The sequence below is a fragment of the Streptomyces graminilatus genome, assembly GCF_001418565.1.
GTDB lineage: Bacteria > Actinomycetota > Actinomycetes > Streptomycetales > Streptomycetaceae > Streptomyces > Streptomyces graminilatus.
The window spans coordinates 14,169-37,282 of record NZ_LIQQ01000279.1; the positions used below are offsets into that span (position 1 = coordinate 14,169).

Below are 23,114 nucleotides of genomic sequence, written 5' to 3' on the forward strand. Positions count from 1 at the left end.
CTTCAAGCCGGTCAGGAAGCCGGTGGCGGTCCGTCCGGGGGTGGCGTGAACGTGTCGTCCCGGGTGCCGCCGTCCTTGTGCGCGAGTCGGTCCATGGCGCCCTTCGCCTTGCCGGTGCCCGTATGGATCTTGTCGCTGTACTTGCCCCTGGTCTTCTCGTCGACCACCTTCGCGGCCTTCTCCAGACCCCGTTCGATCTGACCCTCGTGCTGGTGCGCGAAGTCCGAGACCTTCTCCTTGGCCGGGGCTAGCTTTGCCTTCAAAGTGTCCAGCAGACCCATTTTTCGCCTTCCCTCGCGGGCGATTACCTGCGGGCGCCCTCACCGGCCTCGCTGTCGGCGGCCTCCTCGGCGGACTGCTGCTTGGGGATCTCGACGCCCTCGGTGGCGGGGACGGCCACGGCTTCCGTCTTCTCCGCCGTGATCTCCGTCTCGGTGACGCTGCCGGACTCCGTCGATTCCTTCGCAGCTTCCGTCTCCTCCGCCGTCGGCTCGTCCGCCACCGCCACGGACTGCTCGTCGGCGGCCGACGCGTCCTCCGTGGTCTTCGACCGTCCAAGAAGCCGTGCAAAAACGCCCATATCCACTCCATATGTTACTCGTGCGGGCGAAATCCCGCGTCGCCCGGTGCGTCCGTTTGCGTCGCACCCGTCACCGCCTCCTGAATCCGGCGGCGCGAACCTCGCAACTGGCAACGACTCCGGATGGCCGCCGTCACGTCGCTCGTTCGAGGAGAGGTCCCAGGTTTGCGAGACTGTGGCGGTGAGCAGCGCAGCCCCCACCCCACGAGTCATCGCCGTCGTCGGCCCCACCGCGGCCGGAAAGTCCGATCTGGGCGTCTTTCTCGCTCGGCGTCTCGGCGGCGAGGTCGTCAACGCCGACTCGATGCAGCTCTACCGGGGGATGGATATCGGCACCGCCAAGTTGACGCCCGAGGAGCGCGGCGGAGTCCCGCACCACCTCCTGGACATCTGGGAGGTGACCGTCGCGGCGAGCGTCGCCGAGTACCAGCGCCTCGCCCGCGCGCGGATCGACGCGCTGCTCGCCGAAGGCCGCTGGCCGGTCCTGGTCGGCGGCTCCGGCCTGTACGTCCGCGGAGCCGTCGACAACCTGGAGTTCCCCGGCACCGATCCCGAGGTCAGGGCCCGGCTCGAGGAGGAGCTGGCCCTGCGCGGCTCCGGGGCCCTGCACGCCCGGCTGGCCGCCGCCGACCCCGGGGCCGGGCAGGCGATCCTGCCGAGCAACGGCCGCCGTATCGTCCGGGCGCTGGAGGTCATCGAGATCACCGGCAAGCCCTTCACCGCCAACCTTCCGGGACACGACTCCGTGTACGACACCGTGCAGATCGGCGTCGACGTGTCCCGCCCGGAGCTGGACGAGCGCATCGCGCGCCGGGTCGACCGGATGTGGGAGGCGGGGCTGGTGGACGAGGTGCGCGCGCTGGAGGCGCGGGGCCTGCGCGAGGGGCGCACGGCATCGCGCGCGCTGGGTTACCAGCAGGTGCTCTCGGCGCTCGCCGGGGAGTGCGGAGAGGACGAGGCGCGCGCCGAGACCGTGCGTGCCACCAAGCGCTTCGCGCGCCGTCAGGATTCCTGGTTCAGGCGCGATCCCCGGGTGCACTGGTTGAGTGGGGCCGCGGCGGATCTTGCGGAACTTCCGCACCTCGCACTGGCGTTGGTCGAACGACCGGTCACAGCCTGATCACGTCCTGGCATCGGGACGCTCAGGCCGTCATCCAGGCCTCCGGCGCCGTGCCATCATCGAGCTTCGATCGACCAAGTGGAGTCCGAGTTGGGAGGGCGCGTGGCGATGGAGGCCGGCCCTCGCGACACCGCACAAGGTGTGGGACACATCACAGGTGACGGTGGCGAAACGGAACGGGACGAGGATCGTCTGAGCCCCGACGGGCCCGACGAGACACAGGGCGGCGTGACCGCCGACGGACCCGGACCGGACGAGATGTTCCTCGGTCCCGAGGTCGAGGTCGAACTCCGGCCGCAGCGCCGTCTGCGCATCTGGCAGCTCGCCCCGATCGTGGTCCTGGCGGCGCTCGGTTCCCTGATGTTCGCCTTCCCGCTGGCGTTCGACTTCGGCGACAGCGGGGCCGTGATCGCCATGCTGGGGCTGCTCATCTGCTCCTGCGCGGCGGGCTGGGGCATGATGGCCGCCCGCCGGGTCGGCTACTCGGCACCGGGGCTCGGTGAGGGCCGCCGGGACTGGCGGGTCGCGCTCGCGTACGTCGTGACGGTGGTCGTGGTCATCGGGCTCGCCGTGTGGAGAGTGGCCCGGCTGAGGTGAGCCGGGCGCCGATCCCGGGACCAGCCCTGTCTGCGCGCGAACCGAGATCCGCCCTGTCGTACCCACCCCGTACGATCGGGGGATGAGCACGCGGATCGCCTTCCTCAAGGGACACGGGACCGAGAACGACTTCGTGATCGTCCCCGACCCCGAGAACCTCGTCGACCTCCCCCCGGCCGCGGTCGCCGCCCTGTGCGACCGGCGTGCGGGCATCGGGGGTGACGGCCTGCTGCACGTCGTGCGGTCCGCCGCCCATCCCGAGGCCAGGGGCATGGCGGCCGAGGCGGAGTGGTTCATGGACTACCGCAACGGCGACGGCTCGATCGCCGAGATGTGCGGCAACGGGGTGCGGGTCTTCGCGCGCTACCTCCAGCGGGCCGGACACGCGACCGAAGGGGACCTCAAGGTCGCCACGCGCGGGGGCGTGAAGAGCGTGCACATCGCCAAGGGCGGGGACGTCACCGTCGGCATGGGCAAGGCACTCCTCCCCGAAGGGGAGGTCACCGTGCGGGTCGACGAGCGCAGCTGGCCCGCGCTGAACGTGAACATGGGCAATCCCCACGCGGTCGCCTTCGTGGACGATCTCGCGCACGCGGGCAACCTGTTCACCACGCCCCCGTTCAGCCCGGCCTCCGTCTACCCGGACGGGGTCAACATCGAGTTCGTGGTCGACCGGGGCCCGCGGCACGTCGCCCTGCGCGTGCACGAGCGCGGGTCCGGCGAGACCCGCTCGTGCGGCACGGGCGCGTGTGCCGTCGCCGTGGCCGCCGCCCGGCGCGACGGCGCCGACCCGGCCGTGACGGGGACACCGGTGACGTACACCGTCGATGTGCCCGGCGGGCGCCTGGTGATCACCGAGCGGGCCGACGGCGAGATCGAGATGACCGGTCCCGCGGTGATCGTCGCCGAGGGCGAGATCGACGCGGATTGGCTGGAAAACGCGGTGAACTGAAGCGGGCAACGGCTTGATGTTGCAGGCCATTAGTTCCGTGAACCAGGGAAAAGAAGGATCCGGCGTTATCTGGGGGCCGGAAAAACGGTTGGTCTCCGCTCGGGTGGCCCGGAAACGCGTACGTCCGAACCGTCGCTCGAATGGGTGATCCGTTTCACGCTCGACGAGAGGTGGTCGGCCGCGCGTGGTGGGCTCGGTAGCATCAAGCACCGGCCCGGACGGGGGAACACCATCATCCCCTGAGCCGTCGTCCGCCATGGGGCATCCCGTCCGCCGGTCCAGGTAGCCGGAGGTGCCCATGAGTGCGGAGGCCACGAATCCCGCGAGCCCAGGTGCTGCGACATCCTCGCCCGAGCTCGCGGCACCGCTCGAACAGGACGGATCCCCGTCCCCCCGCCGGCGGACCCGCCCCAGGATCGATCTGCGCCGGCTGGGCCGGGCGGCCTTCCTCGGCTCCGCGGCCCGCGACCGGCTGCCCGACGCCATCAGCCATGTCGCCGAGGTGCACCGCGCCCACCACCCCGAGGCCGACCTCGAACCGCTGCGCCGGGCCTACGTCCTGGCCGAGTCCTCGCACCGCGGCCAGATGCGCAAGAGCGGCGAGCCCTACATCACGCACCCGCTCGCCGTGACCCTCATCCTCGCCGAACTCGGCGCGGAGACCACGACCTTGACGGCGTCTCTGCTCCACGACACCGTCGAGGACACGGACGTGACGCTCGATCAGGTCGGCGAGGAGTTCGGCGCCGAGGTCCGCTACATCGTCGACGGCGTGACCAAGCTGGAGAAGGTCGACTACGGCGCCGCCGCCGAACCCGAGACCTTCCGCAAGATGCTGGTCGCCACCGGCAACGACGTCCGCGTGATGTCGATCAAACTCGCCGACCGGCTGCACAACATGCGCACCCTGGGCGTGATGCGCCCCGAGAAGCAGGAACGCATCGCCAAGGTGACCCGGGACGTGCTCATCCCGCTCGCCGAACGCCTCGGCGTCCAGGCGCTCAAGACCGAACTGGAGGACCTGGTCTTCGCGATCCTGCACCCGGAGGAGTACCGCCACACCCGGGAGCTGATCGTCGACAACACCTCCCGCGCGGACGACCCGCTCGCCGAGATCGCAGACGAGGTGCGCACGGTACTGCGCGACTCGGGGATCCAGGCCGAAGTCGTCATCCGGCCACGGCACTTCGTCTCCCTGCACCGGGCGTCGCGCAAGCGCGGCCAGTTGCGCGGCTCCGATTTCGGACGGGTCCTGGTCCTCGTCAACGAGGACGCCGACTGCTACGGCGTCCTCGGCGAGCTCCACACCTGCATGACGCCCGTCGTCTCGGAGTTCAAGGACTTCATCGCCGTACCCAAGTTCAACCTCTACCAGTCGCTGCACACCGCCGTCGCCCGCGCGGACGGCCAGGTCGCCGAAGTGCTCATCCGCACCCACCGGATGCACAAGGCCGCCGAAGCGGGCGTCATCGCGCTCGGCAATCCCTACGCTCCTCCTTCGGAGGAGCAGACCGACGGCGACGGGGCACGGTCCGGACTCGACGACGGCGAGCGCGTCGACCCCACCCGGCCCGGCTGGCTGTCCCGGCTGCTCGACTGGCAGGAGGCCGCCCCCGACCCCGACACCTTCTGGTCCGCCCTGCGCGAGGACCTCGCCCAGGACCGCGAGATCACCGTCTTCCGGGCCGACGGAGGCTCGCTGGGGCTGCCCGAGGGCGCGAGCTGCGTGGACGCCGCGTACGCCCTGTACGGCGAGGACGCGCACGCCTGCATCGGCGCCCGCGTCAACGGCCGGCTGGCGACGCTGAGCACGGTTCTGCGGGACGGCGACACCGTCCAGCTCCTCATGGGGCAGGACGCGGCCTCCGAGCCCTCCAGGGAGTGGCTGGAGCACGCCCACACGCCCGTGGCCAGGATCGCCATCCAGCGCTGGCTGGCCGCCCATCCGGCGCACAGCGACCCGGCGAACGCGGCGCCGAGATCCTCCGGCGACCCCACACAGGCCGAGGAGGCCACCGCGGAGGCCGCCCGAGTGGCCGCCGACGCCCGCTCGGCCAAGGGCGGCACCGCGTCCTCCGACCCCGCCGCGACCGCCGTCGTCGACCAGCCCGGCGCGACCGTACGCCTCGCCGGCTGCTGTACGCCCGTACCGCCCGACGAGGTCACCGGCTTCGCCGTGCGCGGGGGAGTGGTGACCGTCCACCGGGTGGAGTGCGCCGGGGTGGCGCACATGAAGAGCTCGGGGCGCGCGGAGGTCGGCGTGCACTGGGGGGACACCACCGAGGCCCGGGTGACCCTGGTCGCCGAATCGTTCGGCCGGCCCCACCTGCTGGCCGACCTCACCGAAGCCATCGCCCTGGAGGGCGTCGCGATCGTCTCGGCGACCGTCGAACCCCCCAGCCAGCAACGCGTACGGCACACCTACACCCTCCAACTCCCGGACGCCGCGCACCTTCCGGCTCTCATGCGGGCCATGCGCAATGTGCCGGGCGTGTACGACGTGAGCCGGGCGCAGCATCACGTCGCCGTTCCCTGAGCCACCCGTTCGGGTGGGCCCGGCGCGAGTCGTCGCCCTCCGGCGGGCGGGCGCTGGTAGCGGTGGTGCATGCTGCTCAACCCCCGCACCCGGTTCATGCCGGCGCTGCTCGCCTCCGCCGTCTCCGTCTGCCTCCTCGCCGCGAGTGCCCCCGCGGCACCCCTGGGTGTCGGCGACCGCCTCTTCCCGCACCTGGGCAACCCCGGGTACGACGTGGCGTCGTACGACCTCGCCTTCAGCTACCCGGGAACCAACAGCAAGCCGCTGTCGGCCGTCACGACCATCGACGCCTGGACGACCACCGAACTCGACCGGATCAACCTCGACTTCTCCCACGGCACGGTGTCCTCGGTCGAGGTCGACGGCGAGCCCGCGACGTTCGCCGGCGCCGACGAGGACCTGGTGGTGACGCCCCGGAAACCGCTGCTCGCCGGGAGCTGGACACGGATCACCGTGCGGCACACCAGCGACCCCGTGTCCCCGGGAGGCCGGGACGGCGGCTGGGTGCGGACGAACGACGGCCTGGCCATGGCCAACCAGGCCGATGTCGCGCACCTGGTGTTCCCGTGCAACGACCACCCCTCCGACAAGGCGATGTTCACCATCAGGGTCACCGCCCCGAACGCCTATACGGCCGTGGCCAACGGTCTGCCGACCGGCGTCGACCGCGTCGGCGGTGCCACGACCTGGACGTACCGCACCCAGCACCCCATGGCCACCGAGCTGGCCCAGGTGTCCATCGGCCGCTCCACCGTGGTGCACCGCGCCGGACCGCACGGCCTGCCCGTACGCGATGTCGTGCCCACCAAGGACCGCGCGCTGCTCGAACCGTGGCTGAAGAAGACGCCCGCGCAGATCGAGTGGCTGGAGAGCAAGGTCGGCCGCTACCCGTTCGAGACGTACGGGGTCCTCATGGCCGAGGCGTCGACCGGCTTCGAGCTGGAGACGCAGACCCTCTCCCTCTTCGAGAGAGACCTGTTCACCGAGCCCGCCTACCCCGAGTGGTACGTCGACTCGATCATGGTCCACGAACTGTCCCACCAGTGGTTCGGCGACAGCGTGAGCCCGCGCACCTGGTCCGACCTGTGGCTCAACGAAGGACACGCCACCTGGTACGAGGCCCTGTACGCGGAGGAGAAGGCGGGCCGGAAGCTCGCCGACCGCATGAAGGCGGCGTACGGCGCCTCGGACCGCTGGCGGGCCACCGGCGGACCACCGGCCGCCCCCAAGCCGCCCAAGGCCGGCCAGAAGATCGGCATCTTCCGCCCGAACGTCTACGACGGGGCCGCCCTCGCCCTCTACGCCCTGCGCCAGGAGATCGGCCGCCCGGCGTTCGAACGGGTGGAGGAGGCGTGGGTCGGCCTCCACAAGGACGGCGTCGCGGGCACCGCCGACTTCGAGCGCCTCGCCTCCGACATCGCGGGGCGGGACCTGAGCGCGTTCTTCCAGGCCTGGCTGTACGCGGAGAAGACGCCGCCGATGCCCGGGCACCCGGACTGGAAGTCCGTCGCGCCCACGACATAGCGCGCGAAATAACACCGTGACGAGACGGGGCGTGCCGTGCGACCATCTTCAGGTCGGCGGCACCGCCCCGGCCTCACGGACGGCTTCCGGGAATCTCCCGGCACGCTTGTACGTTGTGCTCGGTGACGGGGCTCGCTCCGTCACCGCACACCGAAACCCCATCGACGTAAGGACCCAATGACCTCCTCTTCTTCCCCTTCCCAGGACACTGAGCGCCTCGCGCACACCTACCCCGAAGGTCTTCGGGCCGATGCCCTGATGGAAGAGGACGTCGCCTGGAGCCACGAGATCGACGGAGAGCGGGACGGCGACCAGTTCGACCGCTCCGAGCGCGCGGCCCTGCGCCGCGTGGCAGGCCTCTCCACCGAGCTCGAGGACGTCACCGAGGTCGAGTACCGCCAGCTCCGTCTGGAGCGGGTCGTGCTCGTAGGTGTGTGGACCACGGGCACCATCAGGGACGCGGACAACTCGCTCGCCGAACTCGCCGCCCTCGCGGAGACCGCGGGCGCGCTCGTGCTCGACGGCGTCGTCCAGCGCCGTGACAAGCCCGACGCGGCCACCTTCATCGGCTCCGGCAAGGCCCTCGAACTGCGGGACATCGTCGTCGAGTCCGGCGCGGACACCGTCATCTGCGACGGTGAGCTCAGCCCCGGCCAGCTCATCGCCCTCGAAGACGTCGTCAAGGTCAAGGTCATCGACCGTACGGCCCTGATCCTCGACATCTTCGCCCAGCACGCCAAGTCCCGAGAGGGCAAGGCACAGGTCGCGCTCGCGCAGATGCAGTACATGCTGCCGAGGCTGCGAGGCTGGGGTCAGTCGCTGTCCCGTCAGATGGGCGGCGGCAAGGGCGGCGGCCTCGCCACCCGTGGCCCCGGTGAGACCAAGATCGAGACGGACCGGCGCCGGATCCGCGAGAAGATGGCGAAGATGCGCCGGGAGATCGCGGAGATGAAGACCGGCCGCGAGATCAAGCGCCAGGAGCGTCGCCGCCACAAGGTGCCGTCCGTGGCCATCGCGGGTTACACCAACGCGGGCAAGTCCTCTCTGCTCAACCGCCTCACAGGCGCGGGCGTCCTGGTCGAGAACTCCCTGTTCGCGACGCTCGACCCGACCGTGCGCCGGGCCGAGACCCCGAGTGGACGCCTGTACACGCTGACCGACACCGTCGGTTTCGTCCGGCACCTGCCGCACCACCTGGTCGAGGCGTTCCGCTCCACCATGGAGGAGGTCGGCGACGCCGACCTGATCCTGCACGTGGTCGACGGTTCGCACCCGGCGCCGGAGGAGCAGTTGGCCGCCGTGCGCGAGGTCATCAGGGACGTCGGCGCCACCGGCGTACCCGAGATCGTCGTGATCAACAAGGCCGACGCGGCGGATCCGCTGACGCTCCAGCGGCTGATGCGGATGGAGACGCGGTCGATCGGGGTGTCCGCCCGCACCGGTCAGGGCATCGACGAACTGCTCGCGCTGATCGACAACGAGCTGCCCCGGCCCTCGGTCGAGATCGAGGCGCTCGTGCCGTACACCCACGGCAAGCTGGTCGCCCGTGCCCACACCGAGGGCGAGGTGATCTCCGAGGAGCACACCGGGGAGGGCACGTTGCTGAAGGCGCGGGTGCACGAGGAGTTGGCGGCGGAACTTTCGCCGTATGTTCCGGCGGCAGTGTCGCTCTAGGCTCCGCCTAGGGGGTTGTTCGTCGTCTGCGGGGCCGTCGTGGCTGGTCGCGCAGTTCCCCGCGCCCCTGGGTTGGCCTCCATGCCGTAGGTATGGAGGCCAACCGTTGTTACTGGTCGGCGTACTTGGCGCTCACCTCGTCGTACACGCCCTTTGCCACCTTGCCCAGCCTCGGGCCTGCCAGCCAGCCCGAACTCGCCGGGCCGATCGAGGTGTTGGAGATCAGGGCCGGGTTGCCGTCGGAGCCTGTGGTGACCCAGCCGCCGCCGGAGGAGCCGCCAGTCATGGTGCAGCCGATCCGGTACATCGTCGGGTCCGACCTGACGATCGACAGCCGGCCCGGCCTGTCCTGGCACTGGTACATCGTCTCGCCGTCGAACGGCGCAGCCGCCGGATAGCCCGTCGCCGTGATGCTCTCCACCTGCGACACCGCAGGCGCGTCGAAGTCCACCGGCAGCGCCGAACCGACCGTCTCCTCCAGTGACTTGCCGCTGCCGCCCTGCTCCGGCGTCACATGGATGACCGCGAAGTCGTACGGTGCCCCGTCCCCGCCGGTCGAGCCGCCCTGCGCGATCCACTGGTCGGACGTCCGCGTCCAGTCACCCCACCAGACACCGTACGGAGCGACCTCCTCGCGGGGAGTGTTCTCCAGCTCGGCGCCCGACCTGCCCGCGTCGTTGTACGACGGCACGAAGGCGATGTTGCGGTACCAGCCGCCCTTCTTCCCGGCGTGCACGCAGTGGCCCGCCGTCCAGACGAGGTTCGACTTCCCGGGGTGGGCGGGATCCGTCACCACGGTGGCCGAGCAGACCATCGTGCCCTCGGGCGCGTCGAAGAACACCTTGCCCGCCTCGGGCGCATTGGCGTGGTAGGCGGGCGCCACCGCCCTGGCCCGCACCGCCCGAGGTGTCGGGTCGGTGACACCCTGGTCGCCCGAGAGGTCGTTCGCGTCGACGCTCTTCTCCGGGTCGCCGGCGTTCCGCATGCGCTCCGCGTCCCAGAGGCCCTGGATGATCGGGTTGACGTAGTCCTGGGCCTCGCGCAGCCAGTCGTCCTTGTCCCAGTTCTTCCAGGCGCCGTTCTTCCACTTGTCGATGTCGATCCCGTGCTCTTTGAGCTTGTCCCTGAGCCCGTCCGGGATCGTGATCTTCCCGGCACCGTCGTCGGTCGCGGACGCGGAGGACTGCCCGCTCGCCTCGGAACCCCCGGAGCCGGTGCCGGACCCGCAGGCGGTGGCGGTGAGCGCGAGCGCCACGACAAGGCCGACGACGGCGGGCACGGGGGAGGATCCGCGGCGTGCGCCCCTCCCGTTCCGGGCGATGAAGGGTGGGCGTATGGGTCGCATGATCTGACTCCCCCTGGCGTTGTCGAACCGTGTGCTGTCCCCGTTCGGCATCACACATTATGCGGTCGCAGTGGGACACATCCGCCGGAACGGCAACTGTTTCGCTACAGGCGGTCAGGTCCCGGGAGCGTCCGCCGATCGTCCTTTGGGCCGTCAATGTGACGCCCCCGCAAGGATCTTGAGCCGACCCGTGACTCCTGAGGTCCAAAGGGTGTTGGTAACGGAAGGGGTGTATCGGCGAGTTGGTGCTCGTCGGGGACGGCGGAGCAGCGGAACAGCGGGGAGTTGGGGCATTGGGGCTGCGGGAGTCCATGGAGCCGGGGTCGCGAGCGGGAGCACGGGAGCCCCGGGTGGTTGAGCAGGCGGACGGCCAGGCCGACGCGTGCGCGGGCGCGCGCGGGGCGCACGAGGGAATCCTGCGGCGCCAGTCGGCGCGTGAATCGGCGGCCCGCACCTATGCGCGCTCCCTGCCGATCGTCCCCGTACGGGCGCGCGGGCTGACGATCGAGGGTGCCGACGGCCGCCGGTACCTCGACTGCCTCTCGGGCGCGGGAACGCTGGCCCTCGGCCACAACCACCCCGTCGTGCTGGAGGCGATCCGCAAGGTCCTCGACTCGGGGGCGCCCCTGCACGTCCTCGACCTGGCGACCCCCGTCAAGGACGCCTTCATCACCGAACTGTTCCGCACCCTGCCGCCCGGACTCGCCGACCACGCGCGCGTGCAGTTCTGCGGACCGGCCGGGACGGACGCGGTGGAGGCCGCGTTCAAGCTCGTGCGCGCCGCCACCGGCCGCACCGGGATGCTCGCCTTCGCGGGGGCCTATCACGGCATGACCGCAGGGTCCCTGGGCGCCTCAGGCCACGCGGCCGACGTACGCGTCGCGCGGCTGCCGTTCCCCCAGGACTACCGCTGCCCCTTCGGGATGGGCGGCGACCGGGGCGCCGAACTCGCCGCCCGCTGGACCGAGTCCGTCCTCGACGACCCCAAGTCGGGAGTGCCCCTGCCCGCCGGGATGATCCTCGAACCCGTCCAGGGCGAGGGCGGGGTGAATCCCGCGCCGGACGCCTGGATGCGGCGCATGCGCCGGATCACCGAGTCCCGCTCGATCCCGCTGATCGCGGACGAGATCCAGACGGGAGTGGGCCGCACCGGCACGTTCTGGGCGGTGGAGCACAGCGGGGTCACCCCCGATGTGATGGTGCTGTCCAAGGCGATCGGCGGCAGCCTGCCGCTGGCCGTCGTGGTCTACCGCGACGACCTCGACGTCTGGGAACCCGGCGCCCACGCGGGCACGTTCCGTGGCAACCAGCTCGCCATGGCCGCCGGCACGGCCACCCTGGCGTACGTCCGCGAGCACGGCCTCGCCGAACGCGCCGGCACCCTGGGCGCCCGCATGCTCACCCGACTCCGGGGACTGGCGGCGGAGTTCCCGATCATCGGCGATGTCCGTGGCCGGGGGCTGATGATCGGGGTCGAACTGGTCGAACCGGGTGCTCAGCGGGGCGCGGAGTCCACTGCCGACTCCATCGACGGTGACCCGGAGGTCTTCCCGAGGCCGGCCGACGGGGGGCCATGTCCCGTGGCGCCCGAACTGGCCGCCGCCGTACAGCGGGAGTGTCTGCGCCGGGGCCTGATCGTCGAACTCGGCGGACGCCGGGCGAGCGTCGTCCGCCTGCTGCCGCCGCTGACCATCAGCGACGAACAGGCCACCGCCGTACTCGACCGCCTGGCCGACGCCGTGGCGGCGGTGGCACGCGGCCACACCGACCCCGGCCGCCCGGCCGCCACCCACGCAGAGCGAGCGGGGTAGCCGGGGCCGGCGTCCGCCCGTACCGACTCCGTTCGTCTCCCCACCCGTACGCGCACCCGAACAACCTCGCGAGGAATGGTCTTGAACAGCATCCCCGTACCCGAAGGCCGTTCCCACCCCACGACCGCGCGAGGTTCCGGGCCCGGGACCGACACCGTGCCCCGCCAGAAGGGAGCGGCCGGTGGCGCCGGGTGGGCGCGCGGCGCCACGGCCGACCTCCTGGAACACCTCGACCCCCACACCGCGGCCCAGGCCGCCGCCACCGAGAACCTGCTGCGCTGCTGGGTACGGGAGAACGACCTCGCCGCGCCGGAGGACGGCACCCTCCGCATCCCCCTCCCCACCAGCGGCACCGCCCTGCTGGCTCCCGTCCACTACTGGTCCCCGACCGGCTGGCACCGCTTCGGCCTCCCCCACCTGGCCGACGCCCCGGCGGGCGCCCCGGCGGCCGACGCGGTCACCGTCGCGACACTGCTCGCGCGGGAGGCGTACGACGGCACCGAGGCGGCAACCGGAGCCGACCCGGTGGCCGACGCGTCCACGGACGATGCGGGCAGCGCGGCTGCGGCGACCGATGCCCCGGCCTCGTCGCCGACGTCCTCCGTCCTGCCCCCCGACGCGGTCGACCTGGTCGCACGTGTCGCCGACTCCGTCCGCCGTACCGCCGCCTTCATCGGCGACCGGCGTGCGCAGCCTGCCGACGGGCCCGATCTCTTCCTCGCCGCCGAGCAGGCGCTGCTGCTCGGCCACCCGCTGCATCCGACCCCGAAGAGCCGCGAGGGGCTCGCCGAGGCCGAGGCCCGGCTCTACTCACCGGAGTTGCGCGGCTCCTTCCCGCTGCACTGGATCGCGGTGGCACCCTCCGTACTCGCCACCGACTCCGCCTGGACCGAGCGAGGCCGACCCATCCGCGCCGAACAGCTCACCGAACAGCTCATCGGCGCGGCCCTGCCGCTGCCCGACGGCTACGCGGCCCTCCCGCTGCACCCCTGGCAGATCCGGGAGACCCGCCACCGCCCGCAGATCGCGGCCCTGTTCGAAGCCGGGCTGCTCCGCGACCTGTGCACCCACGGCTCGCCCTGGCATCCCACGTCGTCCGTCCGCACCGTCCACCGCTCGGGCGCCCCCGCGATGCTGAAACTCTCGCTGGGGCTGCGCATCACCAACTCCCGGCGCGAGAACCTCCGCAAGGAACTCCACCGGGGCGTCGAGGTGCACCGGCTGCTGCGCGGCGGACTGGCCAAGCAGTGGCAGGCCGCCCACCCGGGCTTCGACATCGTCCGCGACCCGGCCTGGCTCGCCGTCGACGACCCCGACGGCAGTCCAGTCCCCGGTCTGGACGTGGTGATCCGGCACAACCCCTTCCACCCGGCGGACGACGTGTCCTGCGTCGCCGGACTCGTCTCCCCCCGGCCCCACTCCCACCCGGGCGATCCGGCGGACCGGCGCCCGGAGGGCCCGGCCCCGTGGTCCCGGCTGGCCGGGGTCGTCACCCGGCTCGCCGGACGCACCGGCCGCCCCCGAGGCGCCGTCGCCACCGAGTGGTTCCTGCGCTACCTGGAGCAGGTCGTACGACCCGTGCTCTGGCTGGACAGCGAGGCGGGCATCGCCCTGGAGGCCCACCAGCAGAACACCCTGCTCCTGCTGGACGGCGACGGCTGGCCCCGGGGAGGCCGCTACCGCGACAACCAGGGGTACTACTTCCGTGAGTCCCGGCGCGCCGAACTCGACTCCCGGCTGCCGGGCATCGGCGAGCGGAGCGACACGTTCGTCTCCGACGAGGTAACCGACGAACGTTTCGCCTACTACCTCGGCATCAACAACGTCCTCGGCCTCATCGGCGCGTTCGGCTCCCAGCGGCTCGCCGACGAACAGTTGCTGCTGGCCGCCTTCCGGTGCTTCCTCGGAGACATCGCCTCCGGTCCCGCCCGGCTGCGCACGTCCCTGCCCGGTCGGCTGCTGGACTCACCCGTGCTTCGCTGCAAGGCCAACCTGCTGACCCGGCTGCACGGTCTCGACGAACTCGTCGGCCCGGTCGACACCCAGTCCGTCTACGTCACCATCGCCAACCCCCTGCGTTCCTGACGGCTCCGACAGCCATTGCCGACGCCAACTCCCTTTCACCCCGAGGAACACGACACACCCCATCTCCTGAGAGGAGCGTCCCGTGCCTCCCGCCGACGCCCGCACCGACGCCCGTACCGCCCCGACCGCCTACTTTCCGCCCGGCGCCGACAGCGAGGACACGCTGGAGCTGCGCCTGCCCGACGACTTCCTCGCCATGTACGCCGACGATCTCCTCGACCGCGTCGAGGACTGGGGACCGTGCCGCACGCCCGCCGGCTCCTTCCGCCTCCTCCCCGTACAGGTCGAGCGCGATCTGCCGCTCATCGGGCGCTGGATAAACGACCCCACCGTCGCCACCTTCTGGGAACTCGCCGGCACCGAATGCGTGACCGAGGCCCATCTGCGGTCCCAGCTCGACGGCGACGGACGCAGCGTCCCCTGTCTCGGCGTGCTGGAGGGCACCCCGATGAGCTACTGGGAGATCTACCGCGCCGACCTCGATCCGCTGGCCCGGCACTATCCCGCCCGGCCCCACGACACCGGGTTGCATCTTCTGCTCGGCGGTGTCGCCGATCGCGGGCGCGGACTGGGCGGCATCCTGCTCAGGGCGGTCGCCGACCTCGTACTCGACCACCGGCCCCGCTGCGGGCGGGTGGTCGCGGAGCCGGATCTGCGCAACACGCCCTCCGTGTCGGCCTTCCTGAGCGCCGGTTTCCGGTTCTCCGCGGAGGTCGATCTGCCCGCCAAGCGGGCCGCCCTCATGATCCGGGACCGGGGCCTGCGCGATGCCCTGTAGACCTCTTGCGGCACCCCTGCTCCGGCCGTGGGCTTCCGCCTTGATCACCCGATTGTCAGTGCCGCCCCGTAGGGTGGTCGCGCTATGACGAAGCCCTCACTCCCCGAACTCCTGCACGCTGCCGTCACCGCTGTCGGCGGTACGGAGCGCCCCGGCCAGGTGACCATGGCCGAAGCCGTCGCGGAGGCGATCGACGACGGATCCCATCTGCTGATCCAGGCAGGCACCGGCACCGGAAAGTCGCTCGGCTACCTCGTGCCCGCGCTCGCGCACGGGGAGCGGGTCGTGGTCGCGACCGCGACCCTCGCCCTCCAGCGCCAGCTCGTGGAGCGCGACCTGCCCCGCACGGTCGACGCGCTGCACCCGGTGCTGCGCCGCCGCCCCGAGTTCGCGATGCTCAAGGGCAGATCGAACTACCTGTGCCTGCACCGCCTCCGCGAGGGCGTGCCGCAGGACGAGGAAGAGGGCCTCTTCGACCAGTTCGAGGCGGCGGCCCCCACCAGCAAGCTGGGCCAGGACCTGCTGCGCCTGCGCGAATGGTCGGACGAGACCGAGACCGGCGACCGCGACGGCCTCACCCCCGGCGTCTCCGACCGCGCCTGGGCGCAGGTCTCCGTCTCCTCCCGCGAGTGCCTGGGCGCCTCGAAGTGCGCGTACGGAGCCGAGTGCTTCGCCGAGATGGCCCGCGAGCGCGCCAAGCTCGCCGAGGTGATCGTCACGAACCACGCGCTGCTCGCGATCGACGCCATCGAGGGCGCGCCGGTTCTCCCGCAGCACGAGGTGCTGATCGTCGACGAGGCGCACGAACTGGTCTCGCGGGTCACCGGAGTGGCCACCGGCGAGCTCACTCCGGGCCAGGTCAACCGTGCCGTACGCCGTGCGGCGAAGCTGGTGAACGAGAAGGCCGCCGACCAGCTCCAGACGGCGGCCGAGGGCTTCGAGCGGGTGATGGAGCTGGCCCTGCCCGGCCGCCTGGAGGAGATCCCGGAAGACCTCGGGTACGCCCTGATGGCACTGCGGGACGCCGCCCGCACGGTGATCTCCGGGATCGGCGCGACCCGCGACAAGTCGGTCCAGGACGAGGACGCGGTCCGCAAACAGGCGCTGGCCTCGGTGGAGTCCGTGCACGACGTCGCGGAGCGGATCGCGAACGGCTCCGAGTGGGACGTCGTCTGGTACGAACGGCACGAGCCCCGCGGCGGAGCCGCATATCGACCCAGCGGGGCCTCCCTGCGCGTCGCCCCGATGTCGGTGTCGGGGCTCCTCAGGGAGAAGCTGTTCACGGACCGCTCGGTTGTCCTGACCTCGGCGACTCTCAAACTGGGTGGCGACTTCAACGGCGTCGGCGCCTCCCTGGGCCTCGCCCCGGAGGGCACTGCGGGCGACGACCTCCCGCAGTGGAAGGGCGTCGATGTCGGCTCGCCGTTCGACTACCCGAAGCAGGGCATCCTGTACGTCGCCAAGCACCTGGCGCGTCCCGCGCGCGACGGTGACCGCGGGGACATGCTCGACGAGCTCACGGAGCTGATCCAGGCGGCGGGCGGGCGGACCCTCGGCCTGTTCTCCTCGATGCGGGCGGCCCAGCTGGCGGCGGAGGAACTCCGTTCCCGTATCCCCGAGTTCCCGATCCTCCTCCAGGGCGAGGAGACGCTCGGTGAGCTGATCAAGAACTTCGCGGCCGACCCGAAGACCTGTCTGTTCGGCACGCTGTCGCTCTGGCAGGGCGTTGACGTCCCGGGTGCCAGTTGCCAGCTCGTCGTCATGGACAAGATCCCGTTCCCGCGCCCGGACGACCCCCTGATGAGCGCCCGCCAGAAGGCCGTCGAGGACGCTGGCGGCAACGGCTTCATGGCTGTCGCCGCAACCCACGCGGCGCTCCTCATGGCCCAGGGCGCCGGCCGCCTCGTACGGGCGACGGGGGATCGCGGTGTCGTCGCCGTCCTGGACCAGCGCCTCGCGACGGCCCGGTACGGGAGCTATCTGAAGGCGTCGCTGCCGAACTTCTGGTCCACTACGGACCCCCATGTGGTCCGGCGGTCGCTGGCCGCGATCGACGCGGCGGCGAAGCAGACGGAGGAGGCCTCGGCAGCCGAGCAGGCCGAGGCGGCGGAAGAGGCGTAGACGCCGATGGGCCGGCCACCGACTTCGGTCGGTGGCCGGCCCACTGGCGCGCCCGAAACACGGGACAGGGCAGGGCCCCGGAACCGGCGCAGGGGTTCCGGGACCCGGTCAGGGGTGGGGTCCGTAAGACCCCGCCTCCCGCACCTCTCACACGCGGCGGAGGACCGCCACCACCTTGCCGAGGATCGTCGCCTCGTCGCCGGGGATCGGCTGGTACGCGGAGTTGTGCGGGAGGAGCCAGACGTGGCCGTCCTCGCGCTTGAAGCGCTTGACGGTGGCCTCGCCGTCCAGCATGGCGGCCACGATGTCGCCGTTCTCGGCGACCGGCTGGCGTCGTACGGTGACCCAGTCGCCGTCGCAGATCGCGGCCTCGATCATCGAGTCACCGACGACCTTGAGGACGAAGAGCTCTCCGTCACCCACCAGTTGGCGGGGGAGGGGGAACACGTCCTCGACCGATTCCTCGGCGAGGATGGGACCGCCGGCGGCGATACGGCCCACGAGCGGGACGTACGACGCGGCGGGCTTGCCCGTGGTGTCCGCGGGCTGTACGGAAGCCCCTTGGTCGGAACCGCGTACCTCATAGGCACGCGGGCGATGCGGATCGCGGCGCAGGAATCCCTTGCGCTCCAGAGCCATGAGCTGATGTGCGACGGATGAGGTACTGGAGAGGCCGACTGCCTGCCCGATCTCGCGCATCGACGGCGGGTAACCGCGTCGTTGCACAGAGTCCCTGATGACCTCGATCACGCGCCGTTGCCGGTCGGTGAGTCCCGAGCTGTCCGCTCGGATTCCTGGAGGTCGTCCAGGGAGGGACCGCTTGGGTCCCTCAGGATTCGTGGCTTCGTTCATCGCATGCACCGGCTCGAATCGGCTCTGGGAGCGGTCCTGGGCAGTGATGGTGGCACTGTCTGCGGTGGTGGTCACGTCGGCCCCTCTCGATGGTCTCCCGTGCAGTGCAACGGTAGTTGCTTTCGAAAGGTTGCGCCAAACACACGTTCGAGTGAAAAATTGTGGATGGTCTGCCGCGATCAGATGTTTGGGTGTATGGCTTCCGCTGTGCCGGGCGGACGGAGGGCCCCTTTGTTGTAGCCTCACCGCCGAGGCGGCGACCTCTTGGGCCGGTGCTCAAGTCTGCCATCCGGAACCCCGCCGACCGGGGATCGACCCCTGTCGCACGCGGTTCTCACCGTATCTCCGCATGTTCTCCGAGCGGTACGCCCGTGCCGGATCCGGCCTGCCGTGGCGGCGTGGCCGCAGGGCGCGGGCCGAGACCGGTGCGACACGCGCCGCATGATGGATGTACGAGCCAATCCCCACATCTAGTGGTTGGATTGCGGCCGTAGCCCAGAAGTTGTGGTCCCCCGGGTCTTCGGACCCTCGGGCATCACCTATGCTGGGGGCTGCTTCGAGGGGCTCAAAGGCCTTTGCGAGGCCATTGAGTCTGCTGTGAGGGAGGGTTGGAGAACATGCACTGCCCCTTCTGCAGGCACCCCGACAGCCGTGTGGTCGACAGTCGAACGACCGACGACGGCACGTCGATCCGCAGGCGCCGCCAGTGTCCTGACTGCTCCCGTCGGTTCACGACCGTCGAGACGTGTTCGCTCATGGTGGTCAAGCGGTCCGGAGTCACCGAACCGTTCAGCCGTACGAAGGTCATCAACGGCGTGCGCAAGGCATGCCAGGGGCGGCCTGTCACCGAGGACGCTCTCGCCCAGCTCGGCCAGCGGGTCGAGGAGGCGGTGCGCGCCACCGGAAGCGCCGAGCTGACCACCCATGACGTGGGGCTGGCCATACTCGGCCCCTTGCAGGAACTCGACCTCGTCGCCTACCTGCGATTCGCGTCCGTCTACCGGGCGTTCGACTCGCTGGACGACTTCGAGGCCGCCGTCGCGGAGCTCAGGGAAGCATCGCGCCGCCCCGCCGTGGACGACGAAGACCCGGATGTGGGGCGCCAGGAAGACGATCGCGGGTCCGGAGGGACTGCTTCGGTCCCCGTGCCCGCCAACGCCGCCGACTGACCGGCGGGCCCGACCCGGACCGCGTGTTCGGACCGGCCCCGGGAACGGCGATCCAAGGACCTGCTGCGGGCGGCAGCGAGAAGGTGCCCGCAGCGCAAGAAACAGCACCGTGTCACGGGAACAGTGTGGCACTTCTGGGCGTTTTGCCCGATACAGGGAGGCGGCATGACAGAGACGGCGAGCGGTCCGGCACGGAGTTCCCGCGCCAAGGGCAGCATCAAGGCGAGCAAGGGGCTGCGCATCGAGCGCATCCACACCACCCCCGGCGTGCACCCGTACGACGAGGTCGAGTGGGCGAGCCGTGACGTCGTCATGACCAACTGGCGCGACGGCTCGGTCAACTTCGAGCAGCGTGGCGTCGAGTTCCCCGAGTTCTGGTCGGTGAACGCGGTCAACATCGTCACCAGCAAGTACTTCCGCGGTGCCGTCGGCACCCCGCAGCGCGAGGTGAGCCTCAAGCAGCTCATCGACCGCATCGTGAAGACGTACACGAAGGCCGGTGAGGAGTACAAGTACTTCGCCTCCCCGGCCGACGCCGAGATCTTCGAGCACGAGCTGGCGTACGCCCTCCTGCACCAGATCTTCAGCTTCAACAGCCCCGTCTGGTTCAACGTCGGCACCCCGCAGCCCCAGCAGGTCTCGGCCTGCTTCATCCTGTCCGTCGACGACTCCATGGAGTCGATCCTCGACTGGTACAAGGAAGAGGGCATGATCTTCAAGGGCGGCTCCGGCGCCGGCCTGAACCTCTCCCGGATCCGCTCCTCCAAGGAACTGCTCTCCTCCGGCGGCAACGCCTCCGGGCCGGTCTCCTTCATGCGCGGCGCCGACGCGTCGGCCGGCACGATCAAGTCGGGCGGCGCCACCCGCCGCGCGGCCAAGATGGTCATCCTCGACGTCGACCACCCCGACATCGAGGACTTCATCGAGACCAAGGTGAAGGAAGAGGAGAAGATCCGCGCCCTGCGCGACGCGGGCTTCGACATGGACCTGGGCGGCGACGACATCACGTCCGTCCAGTACCAGAACGCCAACAACTCGGTCCGTGTGAACGACACGTTCATGAAGGCCGTCGAGGCGGGCGGCAAGTTCGGCCTCACCTCCCGGATGACCGGCGAGGTCATCGAGGAGGTCGACGCCAAGTCGCTCTTCCGCAAGCTGGCCGAGGCCGCCTGGGCCTGCGCCGACCCGGGCATCCAGTACGACGACACGATCAACCAGTGGCACACGTGCCCGGAGTCCGGCCGTATCAACGGCTCGAACCCGTGCAGCGAGTACATGCACCTGGACAACACGTCCTGCAACCTGGCCTCCCTGAACCTGATGAAGTTCCTCAAGGACGACGGCAAGGGCCGCCAGTCCTTCGAGATCGACAGGTTCGCCAAGGTCGTCGAGCTGGTCATCACCGCGATGGACATCTCCATCTGCTTCGCCGACTTCCCGACCCAGAAGATCGGCGAGAACACGCGCGCGTTCCGCCAGCTCGGCATCGGCTACGCCAACCTGGGCGCCCTGCTGATGGCGACCGGTCACGCGTACGACTCCGAGGGCGGCCGTGCCCTCGCCGGTGCCATCACCTCCCTGATGACCGGCACGTCGTACCGCCGCTCCGCCGAACTCGCCGCGGTCGTCGGCCCGTACGACGGTTACGCCCGCAACGCGCAGCCGCACCTGCGGGTCATGAAGCAGCACGCCGACGAGAACACCAAGGCCGTCCGCGTCGACGACCTGGACACCCCGATCTGGGCCGCCGCCACGGAGGCCTGGCAGGACGTCGTCCGCATCGGCGAGAAGAACGGTTTCCGTAACGCCCAGGCGTCCGTCATCGCCCCGACCGGCACCATCGGTCTCGCGATGTCCTGCGACACCACGGGTCTTGAGCCCGACCTCGCGCTGGTCAAGTTCAAGAAGCTCGTCGGCGGCGGCTCGATGCAGATCGTCAACGGCACGGTCCCGCAGGCCCTGCGCCGCCTGGGCTACCAGGAGGAGCAGATCGAGGCGATCGTCGCCCACATCGCCGAGCACGGCCATGTGATCGACGCCCCGGGCCTCAAGCACGAGCACTACGAGGTGTTCGACTGCGCCATGGGCGAGCGGACCATCTCCGCGATGGGCCACGTCCGGATGATGGCCGCGATCCAGCCGTGGATCTCCGGCGCCCTGTCCAAGACGGTCAACATGCCGGAGACGGCGACCGTCGAGGAGGTCGAGGAGATCTACTTCGAGGCGTGGAAGATGGGCGTCAAGGCGCTCGCGATCTACCGCGACAACTGCAAGGTCGGCCAGCCGCTCTCCGTCAAGAAGAAGGAGGACGAGAAGACCGCGGTGACCGCGAAGACCGAGGCGACGATCCGTGAGGCCGTCGAGAAGGTCGTCGAGTACCGCCCGGTCCGCAAGCGCCTCCCGAAGGGCCGCCCCGGCATCACCACGTCCTTCACGGTCGGCGGCGCCGAGGGCTACATGACCGCCAACTCCTACCCGGACGACGGTCTCGGCGAGGTCTTCCTGAAGATGTCCAAGCAGGGCTCCACCCTCGCGGGCATGATGGACGCCTTCTCGATCGCCATCTCGGTGGGCCTCCAGTACGGCGTGCCGCTGGAGACGTACGTCTCGAAGTTCACGAACATGCGCTTCGAGCCGGCCGGCATGACGGACGACCCCGATGTCCGCATGGCCCAGTCGATCGTCGACTACATCTTCCGCCGCCTCGCGCTGGACTTCCTCCCCTTCGAGACGCGCTCCGCCCTCGGCATCCACTCGGCCGACGAGCGCCAGCGTCACCTGGAGACGGGGTCCTACGAGCCGTCCATCGACGATGAAGAGGTCGACATCGAGGGCCTGGCCCAGTCGGCGCCCCGCGCCCAGGAGCTGAAGGCCGTGGCCGCCCCGAAGGCGGTCGCCGCCCAGGCCCCGGAGCCCGTGCTGACGCAGGTCCACACCAGTGCCGAACTGGTGGAGATGCAACTCGGCATCCAGGCGGACGCCCCGCTGTGCTTCTCCTGCGGTACGAAGATGCAGCGGGCCGGGTCCTGCTACATCTGCGAGGGCTGCGGGTCGACCAGCGGTTGCAGCTAGCGGCGCCGGACGGTCCCCGACCGTCGGGTGAATGAGGAAGGAGGGGTGCCGGCCATGTGCCGGTGCCCCTCCTTCGTCGTGCCGTGGGCCGTGCGACCTTCGTCCCGGGGTGTTTCCGGGGCGGGATCAGGCCTGGCGCATACGGCCCATCTCCCTGGTGAATGCCGACGGGTCGTCCTCGAAGCCCTGGACGCCGGAGTGGAAGTCCCACGACCCGTCCTCGTCACGGACGAACTCGCCGATGGTGGCGGCCGTGGACCCCGTCACGGTGCCGAAGTCGCCCTCGGCCAGGACGGTGTAGCCCTCACGAATGCGCATGCCCGGCCCCAGGACGCCCGCGAACGTCCGGTGCGTGGAGCCCTGCTGGATGATGACGCCGACCACCACGCGCGCGTACTGGGCGCCCAGCCGGTCGAGCTCCAGTGTCATGACCTCGTCCCAGCCGAAGCCCTTCCCGTCCGCGCTGTCCCGGTTGAGCGTGATCGTGCCGTCCGGGGAACGGCTGTCGAAGTGCACCAGATAGGCGGGATCGCCGTACGGATCGGTCGCCGTATAGGTCGCGGCGACGATGTCGAGATCGGTGGGCGGCTGACCTGCCGGACTCGGATCCCACTTCAGTTGGACTTCGGCCTTGCGGATCCCCTTGTTGAGGGCCTTCACCAGACTTCCCTTCCCCGTTCGCCGTGTGCTGTCGCGTCAACTGCCGGTACACCACCGCTGGTTGTCCATCGTGCCACGCGCGCGGGGGCGCTCGCGCGGTCGCAGTACGCCCGAGCGTGACCGGCGCCACGCCACTGGGCCTTACGATGGCGCGGTGCTGGTCAAGTGGATTCGCTGCACCGTGGTGGACCGCCGCGGTTTCGAACGGGGGCAGCGAAAATGGGCGGGACTTCTGGGG

17 protein-coding genes and 1 pseudogene are annotated in these 23,114 nt (G+C 70.5%); 13 read left to right on the forward strand and 5 right to left on the reverse strand.

Annotated features, from left to right (window positions below; genetic code table 11):
• Positions 1–11: 11 nt before the first annotated feature.
• Together AOK08_RS23460 and AOK08_RS23465 are read right to left on the reverse strand one after the other, a co-directional pair.
• Complete coding sequence (locus AOK08_RS23460; RefSeq protein WP_055529480.1) at positions 12–281, reverse strand: antitoxin; 270 nt, start codon at positions 279–281, stop codon at positions 12–14.
• Positions 282–304: 23 nt separating this feature from the next.
• Entirely contained in the window at positions 305–580 is a 276-nt protein-coding gene (locus AOK08_RS23465; RefSeq protein ID WP_055529482.1) for a hypothetical protein, read from the reverse strand.
• 181 nt (positions 581–761) lie between these two features.
• Between AOK08_RS23465 and miaA the strand changes: the two genes are divergently transcribed.
• From miaA to hflX, 6 genes are all read left to right on the forward strand, one after another.
• On the forward strand, positions 762–1,700 hold the full coding sequence (gene miaA / locus AOK08_RS23470; protein ID WP_055529484.1) for a tRNA (adenosine(37)-N6)-dimethylallyltransferase MiaA: 939 nt from the start codon (positions 762–764) through the stop codon (positions 1,698–1,700).
• Positions 1,701–1,808: 108 nt separating this feature from the next.
• Entirely contained in the window at positions 1,809–2,297 is a 489-nt protein-coding gene (locus AOK08_RS23475) for a hypothetical protein (RefSeq protein ID WP_055529494.1), read from the forward strand.
• An 82-nt stretch (positions 2,298–2,379) separates the two neighbouring features.
• Complete coding sequence (dapF, locus tag AOK08_RS23480; protein WP_055529495.1) at positions 2,380–3,249, forward strand: diaminopimelate epimerase; 870 nt, start codon at positions 2,380–2,382, stop codon at positions 3,247–3,249.
• Positions 3,250–3,547: 298 nt separating this feature from the next.
• A complete protein-coding gene (locus AOK08_RS23485; RefSeq protein ID WP_055529497.1) occupies positions 3,548–5,785 on the forward strand; it encodes a RelA/SpoT family protein in 2,238 nt (745 codons plus the stop codon).
• 69 nt (positions 5,786–5,854) lie between these two features.
• Positions 5,855–7,309 carry a M1 family metallopeptidase gene (locus tag AOK08_RS23490; protein ID WP_055529499.1) on the forward strand — a complete coding sequence of 485 codons (1,455 nt, stop codon included), beginning with the start codon at positions 5,855–5,857 and terminating at the stop codon, positions 7,307–7,309.
• A gap of 177 nt (positions 7,310–7,486) precedes the next feature.
• A complete protein-coding gene (hflX, locus tag AOK08_RS23495) occupies positions 7,487–8,983 on the forward strand; it encodes a GTPase HflX (protein ID WP_079054225.1) in 1,497 nt (498 codons plus the stop codon).
• A 109-nt stretch (positions 8,984–9,092) separates the two neighbouring features.
• Here hflX and AOK08_RS23500 read toward each other — a convergent pair whose 3' ends face one another.
• On the reverse strand, positions 9,093–10,328 hold the full coding sequence (locus AOK08_RS23500) for a trypsin-like serine peptidase (RefSeq protein WP_079054226.1): 1,236 nt from the start codon (positions 10,326–10,328) through the stop codon (positions 9,093–9,095).
• A 311-nt stretch (positions 10,329–10,639) separates the two neighbouring features.
• Here AOK08_RS23500 and AOK08_RS23505 point away from each other — a divergent pair, with 311 nt between their 5' ends.
• From AOK08_RS23505 to AOK08_RS23520, 4 genes are all read left to right on the forward strand, one after another.
• A complete protein-coding gene (locus AOK08_RS23505; protein ID WP_422125768.1) occupies positions 10,640–12,139 on the forward strand; it encodes a diaminobutyrate--2-oxoglutarate transaminase family protein in 1,500 nt (499 codons plus the stop codon).
• An 81-nt stretch (positions 12,140–12,220) separates the two neighbouring features.
• Complete coding sequence (locus tag AOK08_RS23510) at positions 12,221–14,224, forward strand: IucA/IucC family protein (RefSeq protein ID WP_055529507.1); 2,004 nt, start codon at positions 12,221–12,223, stop codon at positions 14,222–14,224.
• Between the two features lie 82 nt (positions 14,225–14,306).
• The gene (locus AOK08_RS23515; protein WP_055529508.1) at positions 14,307–15,002 is read left to right on the forward strand and encodes a GNAT family N-acetyltransferase; all 696 of its coding nucleotides are present in this window, start codon (positions 14,307–14,309) and stop codon (positions 15,000–15,002) included.
• A gap of 84 nt (positions 15,003–15,086) precedes the next feature.
• Positions 15,087–17,123, forward strand: coding sequence for an ATP-dependent DNA helicase (locus AOK08_RS23520; RefSeq protein WP_055529510.1), 2,037 nt, complete (start codon positions 15,087–15,089; stop codon positions 17,121–17,123).
• A gap of 147 nt (positions 17,124–17,270) precedes the next feature.
• Here AOK08_RS23520 and lexA read toward each other — a convergent pair whose 3' ends face one another.
• The gene (gene lexA / locus AOK08_RS23525; protein ID WP_055529512.1) at positions 17,271–18,050 is read right to left on the reverse strand and encodes a transcriptional repressor LexA; all 780 of its coding nucleotides are present in this window, start codon (positions 18,048–18,050) and stop codon (positions 17,271–17,273) included.
• A gap of 542 nt (positions 18,051–18,592) precedes the next feature.
• Between lexA and nrdR the strand changes: the two genes are divergently transcribed.
• Positions 18,593–19,144, forward strand: a complete 552-nt coding sequence (gene nrdR, locus AOK08_RS23530; protein WP_055529520.1) for a transcriptional regulator NrdR — start codon at positions 18,593–18,595, stop codon at positions 19,142–19,144.
• 165 nt (positions 19,145–19,309) lie between these two features.
• A complete protein-coding gene (locus AOK08_RS23535) occupies positions 19,310–22,216 on the forward strand; it encodes a vitamin B12-dependent ribonucleotide reductase (protein WP_055529514.1) in 2,907 nt (968 codons plus the stop codon).
• Positions 22,217–22,342: 126 nt separating this feature from the next.
• Here AOK08_RS23535 and AOK08_RS23540 read toward each other — a convergent pair whose 3' ends face one another.
• Positions 22,343–22,876, reverse strand: a complete 534-nt coding sequence (locus tag AOK08_RS23540) for a TerD family protein (protein ID WP_055529516.1) — start codon at positions 22,874–22,876, stop codon at positions 22,343–22,345.
• A 154-nt stretch (positions 22,877–23,030) separates the two neighbouring features.
• Between AOK08_RS23540 and AOK08_RS44850 the strand changes: the two are divergent.
• Positions 23,031–23,114: pseudogene (locus AOK08_RS44850) on the forward strand (DUF4937 domain-containing protein); the annotation flags it as partial.

Excerpts from the sequence above, each read along its gene's own strand:
- AOK08_RS23460 (WP_055529480.1), bottom strand. The coding sequence starts at position 281 with ATGGGTCTGCTGGACACTTTGAAGGCAAAGCTAGCCCCGGCCAAGGAG.
- AOK08_RS23465 (WP_055529482.1), bottom strand. The coding sequence starts at position 580 with ATGGGCGTTTTTGCACGGCTTCTTGGACGGTCGAAGACCACGGAGGAC.
- AOK08_RS23475 (WP_055529494.1), top strand. The coding sequence starts at position 1,809 with ATGGAGGCCGGCCCTCGCGACACCGCACAAGGTGTGGGACACATCACA.
- dapF (WP_055529495.1), top strand. The coding sequence starts at position 2,380 with ATGAGCACGCGGATCGCCTTCCTCAAGGGACACGGGACCGAGAACGAC.
- AOK08_RS23485 (WP_055529497.1), top strand. The coding sequence starts at position 3,548 with ATGAGTGCGGAGGCCACGAATCCCGCGAGCCCAGGTGCTGCGACATCC.
- AOK08_RS23490 (WP_055529499.1), top strand. The coding sequence starts at position 5,855 with ATGCTGCTCAACCCCCGCACCCGGTTCATGCCGGCGCTGCTCGCCTCC.
- hflX (WP_079054225.1), top strand. The coding sequence starts at position 7,487 with ATGACCTCCTCTTCTTCCCCTTCCCAGGACACTGAGCGCCTCGCGCAC.
- AOK08_RS23500 (WP_079054226.1), bottom strand. The coding sequence starts at position 10,328 with ATGCGACCCATACGCCCACCCTTCATCGCCCGGAACGGGAGGGGCGCA.
- AOK08_RS23505 (WP_422125768.1), top strand. The coding sequence starts at position 10,640 with ATGGAGCCGGGGTCGCGAGCGGGAGCACGGGAGCCCCGGGTGGTTGAG.
- AOK08_RS23520 (WP_055529510.1), top strand. The coding sequence starts at position 15,087 with ATGACGAAGCCCTCACTCCCCGAACTCCTGCACGCTGCCGTCACCGCT.
- nrdR (WP_055529520.1), top strand. The coding sequence starts at position 18,593 with ATGCACTGCCCCTTCTGCAGGCACCCCGACAGCCGTGTGGTCGACAGT.
- AOK08_RS23535 (WP_055529514.1), top strand. The coding sequence starts at position 19,310 with ATGACAGAGACGGCGAGCGGTCCGGCACGGAGTTCCCGCGCCAAGGGC.